This window comes from Reyranella sp. (genome assembly GCF_050185545.1).
In the GTDB taxonomy this organism is placed as follows: domain Bacteria; phylum Pseudomonadota; class Alphaproteobacteria; order Reyranellales; family Reyranellaceae; genus Reyranella.
On sequence record NZ_JBFWZI010000214.1, the window covers coordinates 1 to 7,899 of the forward strand.

Here is a 7,899-nt window from a genome sequence, read left to right on the forward strand (position 1 = left end):
TCGTCTCGCTCTCCTCCTTTCTGCCGAGCAGGCCAAGCACGGCCTTGCCCGAGACGTCGAGCAGCCAGACCAGCGGCGCGGCGACGCGCGCCAGCAGCGCCATGGCCGGTGCGACGGTGGCCGCGACGCCTTCGGCATTGCGCAAGGCGATCTGCTTGGGGACCAGCTCACCGACGATCAGCGACAGATAGGTGATCAGCGCAACGACGCTGCCGTAGGCGACCGGCTCGGCGAATCGTCGCGACACTCCGGCTTCGACCAGGCCCTCCGTCAGGCGCGCGCCGAGCGTCGCACCCGAGAAGGCGCCGGCCAGGATGCCGACCAGCGTGATGCCGATCTGGACAGTCGACAGGAAGCGACCGGGATTCTCGGCCAGCGCGAGGGCGGACGCCGCGCCGCGCGATCCGCGGTCAGCCAGGGCCTTCAGCCGGCCGCGCCGCGCCGAGACGACGGCAAGCTCCGACATGGCCAGCAGGCCGTTGATCAGGATCAGGACGATGGCGACGAGCAGCTCGATATAGATCATGGATCGCATTGTGGGACGGGCACAGCATCATAGACGAAGCCTTTGTCCACCGACGACAACGACAAGCTGCGCCTGCCGAAAAGGCCTCGGGCGTCCGCGTCAGACCAACCAGGCGTGGCCGAAGGTGCTGGTGAAATCGAGGCCGACCACCAGATCGTTGTAGTCGCGATCGCCGCCGCCGCTGGTGTCCTCCCAACCCCAGGTGTTGAATCCGTAGTTCCACAGGTGGCCAACGGGATGTCCGCCAACGCTCTCGTTGGCCTGGGCGAACGCCCAGTGGACAGTGCCCTGCGTGAGATCGGTGAGCTTCATGGCGACGAGATCGCCGGCATCGACGCCCGCGATCATGACCTCGGCGTAGTTGCCGTAGCCCGGGCCGGCGATCGTCGTGCCGCCCGTGGTCGTCACGTACGCGCGCGCCTCGGCCGCCGCCGCATAGCCGGCGTTGCCGGGCTGCAGGCCGTCGATCGAGCCGTTGAAATCGTCGACGCGATAGAGCTCGACAGCGAGGCTGTCGGTCCCGTTCTGCCGGATGCGCACCACCGCCGTCTGCTCATCGTGCCCGCCGACCGTCTCGGCGACGGCCACCGGCCGCGCGAGGCGCACGCTGCTGTCGGCGCCGGTCGAGACGAAGTCGAGGAAGCCGAACGGATTGCTGAAGGAGACTTGAGGCGTGAGCGTCGCCGCACCGTCGATCAGCGCGGCCAGCTGGTTGCCGGAAGCCGCGACGGCCTGGCCCAGCGCACCCTGCGCCGCACCGTCGAACAGGCGCACCAGCGCCGCATCGAAACCGTCCTGCAGCGTCTGCTGCGCCAGCAGGCTGGTCCAGGCATAGGGTTGTGCGGCGACGCTGGTGAAGCTGTCGCTCGACCCGCCGACGAACAGGCTCACGGTCGCGGCGGAAACAGACGTTGTTTGCACCAGCAGGGTCTCGGCGGTCGCGACCGTCAGCCCGGCCGATGCGCTCGACGCGACCACATCCGGAACCGAATCGTACGAGGTCTGCTCGTGCGCGATGGCGGTGAGGGCGCGGGCGAGAAAGAGTCCGTTCGGCGTGCCGAGCCCGGTCGTGAGGTCGTAGCCTGGCCCGGCCGAGTAGCCGTATCCGGTCGGCGTGATCGCCGTGCCGTCGCTGGTGATCGGCCCGCCGAGTGTGAAGGACGAGGTGTTGCTGCCGATCTGGATGTCGTTGAACGAGGCCGGCGCAATTGTCGCCGCCTGATAGAGCAGGTCGTTCATGTAACCGAGCGGCGGCAGCTCCTGGTCATGGAACACGGCGTTGATCTGCGACACGAGCGACGCCCACAGCGGGGCGGCGGCACTGGTCCCGTCATCGTTCGACGTGCCGGCCATGTCGGCGGTGGGCACGATGTAGAGCATGTTGCCGCCGGCGTTGGCGGAGACATCCGGCGTTCCGCGGCCAACCAGGGCGTGCGGGTCCGAGGTCGTCGGCACGAGGCCGAAGGCGCCCTGATAGGCGGGCACCGGCTGCGTGGAATCGACGCCGCCGGCGCCCGTGTTGTTGTGCAGGAACCCGGTCTGCTCCCTGGCGCCGGGGACGCCCATCGTCGTGCCGTCGAGGTAGTACCGGTTCCACACCGTCTCGATCAGCATGGTGTCGAGATTGGCGGTTGTGGGCAGCGTCGTGAGTCCGCCAGCAATCAGTTGCCACAAGGTCGCCGGGTCGCCCGCCAGCGCGGCATTGGTGATGGTCGCCAGGGTGGGGTCGGTCATCGCCGCGCCGACCGTGCTGATCGATGTGCCGCCCACCATCAGGGCATAGGGGCTTGCCCGATTGACGCCGACGTTGGTCAGGCCGTTGCCGTACTGGTCGCCCGACCCGCCGTCGCCGTTCGCGTTCATCACCGAGATGTTGCGCAGCGCCGCATCGACGAAGAGCTCGCGCGAGGCGATGAGGAAAGGGGACTCCGGCGCCGATTGCGTGGCGAAGCGGAACGACGAGGTGACGACTTTGGGGTCGTTCACGGTGTCCCAGAACGACGACTGGTAGGCGGTGAAGGCATTGGCCTGCGCGCCCGCCTTCGTGCCCGAGCCGGCGAACAGGATCAGCGGGCTCTCAGGGTTGGTGGCCGTGACGACGCCGACATCGAGCGAGCGCTCGCCGGCCGGGTTGAACGCCGGCGGCGCGACCGTGGGATAGGACTGGAGACCCGGTGCGACGTCGATCACGACGGCGCTGGTCGAGATGCCGGCCCCCTGGCGATAGATGTCGATTGCCGCCTGGAAGCCGGTGCCCTTGTCGTCGCCGGGCAACGACGTTCCGACTCCGGGTTCGACGAAGCCGATGGCCGCAGTCGGCACCGCAAGGCCGGTCGACGGATCGCGCAACGGCCCGGCAACGGGAAAGTCGTAGTAGGTATCGGCGATCACCTGCGGATAGAGATCGCTTTGGCCCTTTTCAGCGGCATTTCCCGGGCTCTGCCATTGCTGGACCATCGGCGCCACCACGCCGTTTCCAGGGTCGAGCAGCACGCTGCGGAAAGCATTGGTGTCGAACCACAGGCCGACGACGCCCTGGCTGGTGAGCCAGTCCGCCGGCAGTGACAGGCTGCCCTCCCAATAGCGGATCGAACCGCCCGACGGATCCGTGCCCTCCAGCAGGCTCGCCGTCGGGCCGAACAGGTTGGTGAAATTGCCCTGGTCGAGCTGAACCCAGATCGTGCGCGATTCGGGCGACGAGATGTAGCCATTGACGGGCGAGACCTGGTCGACGGTCTGGATGCCGAGACCCGCCAGATCGTCGTGCACATTCTTGTACGCGTTCGGGTCGGCGCCATAGGTCGACCACAGCTTGCCGCTCGCCTCGAGCTGGGCGAGCTGCTGCTGGCGCGATGCCCAGTCGGCGCTCAGCAGCGAGGCCGGATCGTTGGCCCGCGCCAGGATCAGCGCGACATTCAAAGTGAACGACGAGACCGGCGCGCCGCCGCCGAGGGGATCGGCGCCGCTGCGGTAGCTGTCGAAATCGAGGTAGGTCGAGTGCCGCAGCTCGGCGTAGGTGGTAGCCATGCTCGGTCTGACTGGATGCTCGAGTTCGACTACTCCGCTGCCTTGGGTATTGCCGATTGCTGCATGCGCAACACCTCCTCCCAGCCACGGTAACCGGTGAAGCCATCCTTGTCGAAGAACAGCACCGGGCCGTCGCAGAAGAACAGGTACTCGGTGTCCTCGAGCGCAGTGGTGGCGCCGTGCACCATGCCGTTCACCTCGTGCAGGAAGTCGCCCGGACCATACTCATTGTCGCGCACCTGCAGGCGGCCTGACAGCACGAAGGCGAAAGCCGCCGACAGATGCTTGTGCGGCGGCGCGACGTAGCCCTTCTTCCATTTCAGCAGCACGGCCCAGCGGCCCGATTCCGGGCCCACCCACAGAACCTTCGTCCAGGCCTGACCCGGCTTGGTCTCGATCCAGGGAATCTCGGACGAGCGGGTGATCGAATCGGCGAGTTCGCTGTTCACCGGGCGAATGTCCTGGGGCAAGGCCATGTGTTCCTCCGATGGCATGTCGGCTCGGTCGATGCTAGGCGGGGTTTGGTGCTGCGCCAATGGTCGTACGCATCCCCGAGCCGTCAGCCGGTCGGCGGTTTCGCGCACCGTCAGGTCATTTCGCGCCGGGCGCTGGCGGCGGCACGATCTTCATGACGAAGGAGGTCGGCTTGTCGGTCGGCCCGAACGGACCCGGCACCTTGTTCTTCACCGGCGGCAGGCTGCGCAAGTAGGCGACGATGGCGCTGGCGTCGGACTGGGTGAGCGAGGCGAAGGCGTGCCACGGCATGATCGGCGCGAGCAGCCGGCCGTCGGGCCGGATGCCGGTCTGCAGCGCGGCCAGGACCTGGGCGTTGGTCCAGCTGCCGATCCCGGTCTCCTTGTCGGGCGTGATGTTGGGACCGTAGAAGGTACCGAGCCCCGGCATCTCGAATCCAACCTCGGAGCCGCCAAGGAAGCGGGTCTTGTCGGGCTTGCCCAAGAAATATCCCGGCGTGTGGCAGTCGTTGCAGCCGCTGATCGTCACCAGGTATTTGCCCCGCTCGACCGGGGTCTGGGCCTGGGCAACGGGCGCAGCCAAGGCGGCGGCAGAGATCAAGCTGCAGAGCTGCAATTTCCACGACAAGGTCATCAACGGTGTCTCCTTCGGTCCATCCTAGGGTTGGCCGCAGACCGTGTCAGCAAGCCGGCGGATCTCATGCTCTTCCGGACCGCGGGCGTCTCGCCCGCTCATTGATCTTGAGCGGGCGAGATAGCGTGAGCGCCATGAACTCGGATCATCGAGGCCGAAGGCGCCGTGCGTTGCATCGCACGTGAATATCTCGGAAACGTCCGACCTTCCGCTCGGCTGTTTCCAGCCGAGCGGGAACGCGCTTCATCGCCTTCGATCACGCTTTTGACAAGATTCTTGTAAAAAGAGCTTGCCTATCGGCACGCCTTTCGCCAAATATCTTGTCGAAAGACATTGTCATGAACATACGAGACCTCATCTCTCGCACCGGGCTCCCCGAGCGCCAGGTTCGCTACCTGATCGCCGAGGGCTTCATGCCGGCGCCGCGCGGCGGTCGGGCCAATGCCGAATACGGCGACGACCACCTCACGGCGATCGAGCGCTATCGGCGGCTGCACGACCTCGGCTTTCCGCCGGCGGCCATCAAGCTGCTGCTGCAATCCACGGAGGGCGTGCCCTTCCAGGTCGCCCCGGGCGTCACGCTCGTCGTCGCTCCCGACAAGCTGGGAAGCGGCGAGCCTGTCGGCCCCCTCATGGAACGACTGAAGATCCTTCTCACCGACCTGCTCAAGGAGCGCGACCATGCCGACCGCCCAGCCGCCAGCCGCCCCCTCGCCAGCCGTCCCGTCGAGCGTCACGATTGATCCTTTGGCTGCCCTGATGGTCGGCGTGCTGGGAAGGACGCGCGGCCATGCCCTCCCGCTGATCGCTACCGCCTTCGACGTCACCATCGACTCCGGCCTCGCCGTGGTCGACACCAGGCGTGTCTTTCGCAACGACGAGGCCGCCAGCATCGAGGCCACGATCACCTTTCCCCTGCCCGTCCACGCCACGCTGTTCGCCCTCGAGGCTCGCCTCGACGGGCGGGTGCTGACGGCGCGGGCCGAGCGGCGCAAGCAGGCGCGGCTCGCCTACGAGGACGCGCTGGAACGCGGCAAGGCCGCGATCCTGCACGAGGAGGTGCTGCGCGGTGTGCACATGCTGTCGATCGGCCAGATCGCGCCGGGCGCCACGATCGAGGTGGTGACGCGCTGGGCCGCGACGCTCGCCGTCGTGCAGTCACGCGGGCAGCTGCGCATTCCGCTGACCGTTGGCGACATCTACGGCCACTCGGGACTGCCCGACTCGGACGAGCTGACCTGCGGCGCGCCGGCCGCGCAAGCCGAGCTCGTCGTACGCTGCCGCGATGGCGTGGTGGGCCTCGCCGGCGGCAGCCTGCAGGAGGGACGCGCGAGCGTTCCCACTGACCGGCCGATCGATCTCCTGGTCATGCAGGAGACCAACCACGCACTGCGCGGCCGGGCCGCCGACGGCCGCGACGTCGTGCTCGCCATTCGCCGGCCCGACCAGCCAGGTCGCGCGCTGGACGCCTGCGTGCTGGTCGACCGGTCGGGCTCGATGGATGGTCCATGCTCGGCCCGCGAGCCCGGCCTCACCAAGCATCGCGCCGTGACCAACGGCCTGCGCGCCATGGCGGAGCGTCTCGGCAGGTCGGATGCGATCGAACTCTGGCAGTTCAACGATCGCGTCAATCAGGTCGGCCGATTGAACGAGGAGACTGGGCGCGCCCAGAACGGTCGCGGCCTGCCGTCCCTGGTCGACATGCTGGCACCGCCGGAAGGCGGCACCGAGATCGGCAACGCGCTCACCCAGGCGATCGCCAGGTCGCAGAGCCGCGACCTTCTGCTGGTGACCGACGGCAAGAGCCATGCGCTGGACGTGCAGCACCTCGCCCGAGCGGGCCGGCGCATCGCCGTCGTGCTGGTCGGCGAGGACAGCCTCGAGGCCAATGTCGGCTACCTCGCGAGCCTGACCGGCGGCGACATCTTCGTCGCCCAGGACGGCGATCTCGCCGACATCCTGGTTGCGGCACTGGAATCGCTGCGCACGCCGTCCGCGCCGGTGCCGAAGATCGAAGGGACGCTCGACCGCATCAAGGCGGTGCGTGGCGGGGCCGAGCTGGAGGTCGAATGGACGGCCGCCACGGAAATCGCGCTCGATCCAATCCTGTCGCGCGCCGTCGCCGCACTGGCGGCAAGCCTCGCCCTGCCGGCGCTCGACGAAGCGGCGGCGGCAGAGCTTGCCGAGCGCGAGGGACTGGTCACGCACCTGACCAGCCTGGTGCTGGTCGACGAGGCCGGCGCCGTTCAGGAGACCGTGCCCGCCATGCGCAAGATCCCGCTGCCCACGCCGGCTACGGCGGTCGTGGCGGCAGCGTACGATAACGGGCCGCGCGCGGCCGCGATGGCGGCAGCGAGACATCGCCACGAAGCAATGGCCAGCATGCCGATGCCGAGCCCGCGGAGCGAGCCACCGGACCGCGCGCCGCGCGTCGGCTCGGCGCGCCCGGCAGCGCCCGGCGCTCCGATGGCGCCGTCGCCCTTGCGCCGCGGACCGTCCTTTCCGGGCCCTGCCGAGCTGCTCGAGCGCTTCCTGCCCAGCCGCGACGGCGATCGCGCGCTGGCCGAGCTGGCGCGGCTCGGGGCAGACATCGATTGGGATGCCGATCCGGGCAAGCTGCAGGCCGGCGACCTGTCGGGCCTCGATCGCGAGACCAGGAAGGCGATCCGCCGGGCATCGACGCTGCCTGAGGTAAGTGCGCTCGCGAAGAAGATCGGCTTCCAGCCGGTGCACCTGATCGTCGGACTGCTGGCACGGGCGGCCGCCTCGCGCAGCCGAACCGCCGCCCGCCTGGCGCGCGCCCTGCTCGGCGGCGCGCCGGACACAGCGCTGTCCGACCTCGCGCGCCGGCTCGGTCTCGCCGGCGCGTGAGGCGATTTCTTGCCAGTGAAACGAGCCCATACTACGGTCGCCGCCACGTGTTGATGGCGGGCGACGGGGCGGACGATGATCCGGTGTGTGCGGATTTGGACGGGTATCGACCAGAATTCGCACTTCGAGGAAGGCTGGATCAGGCTCGAGCGCGGCGCACACGGTGACCTGCTGACCGGTCAGCTGGCGACGGCGCACGCCTCGTTCCAGGAGACTGCGTCGGGCGGCACGCTGGCCTGGCACACCGCGCCGGTCCGCCAGCTCGTCATCACCCTGAGCGGCACGCTCGACTTCCAGACGCGCGGCGGCCAGCACTTCACGTTGCGGCCTGGCGACATCCTGCTGGCCGAGGATACGGCGGGCGGCGG

At 68.5% G+C, this 7,899-nt stretch carries 7 protein-coding genes; 3 read left to right on the top strand and 4 right to left on the bottom strand.

All coding sequences use genetic code 11. The features are described 5' to 3' along the window. From AB7O82_RS33085 to AB7O82_RS33100, 4 genes are all read right to left on the bottom strand, one after another. A partial coding sequence (locus tag AB7O82_RS33085; RefSeq protein WP_428621283.1) for a CNNM domain-containing protein occupies window positions 1-526 on the bottom strand: 526 nt, incomplete at its 3' end. A gap of 99 nt (window positions 527-625) precedes the next feature. Next, window positions 626-3,553, bottom strand: coding sequence for a hypothetical protein (locus AB7O82_RS33090; protein ID WP_428621285.1), 2,928 nt, complete (start codon window positions 3,551-3,553; stop codon window positions 626-628). 29 nt (window positions 3,554-3,582) lie between these two features. Beyond that, window positions 3,583-4,029 carry a cupin domain-containing protein gene (locus AB7O82_RS33095; RefSeq protein ID WP_428549874.1) on the bottom strand — a complete coding sequence of 149 codons (447 nt, stop codon included), beginning with the start codon at window positions 4,027-4,029 and terminating at the stop codon, window positions 3,583-3,585. Between the two features lie 115 nt (window positions 4,030-4,144). After that, window positions 4,145-4,660 carry a c-type cytochrome gene (locus AB7O82_RS33100; protein ID WP_428549871.1) on the bottom strand — a complete coding sequence of 172 codons (516 nt, stop codon included), beginning with the start codon at window positions 4,658-4,660 and terminating at the stop codon, window positions 4,145-4,147. Window positions 4,661-4,998: 338 nt separating this feature from the next. On the opposite strand from AB7O82_RS33100, the gene AB7O82_RS33105 reads away from it, so the two are divergent. The 3 genes from AB7O82_RS33105 to AB7O82_RS33115 all read left to right on the top strand — a co-directional run. Next, complete coding sequence (locus AB7O82_RS33105) at window positions 4,999-5,403, top strand: helix-turn-helix domain-containing protein (protein ID WP_428621286.1); 405 nt, start codon at window positions 4,999-5,001, stop codon at window positions 5,401-5,403. Beyond that, on the top strand, window positions 5,342-7,531 hold the full coding sequence (locus tag AB7O82_RS33110; RefSeq protein WP_428621287.1) for a VIT domain-containing protein: 2,190 nt from the start codon (window positions 5,342-5,344) through the stop codon (window positions 7,529-7,531). Before AB7O82_RS33105 ends, AB7O82_RS33110 begins: the two co-directional genes overlap by 62 nt. Before the next feature lie 87 nt (window positions 7,532-7,618). Further along, window positions 7,619-7,899 (top strand): hypothetical protein (locus tag AB7O82_RS33115; RefSeq protein WP_428549864.1); only part of this gene is annotated, 281 nt, incomplete at its 3' end.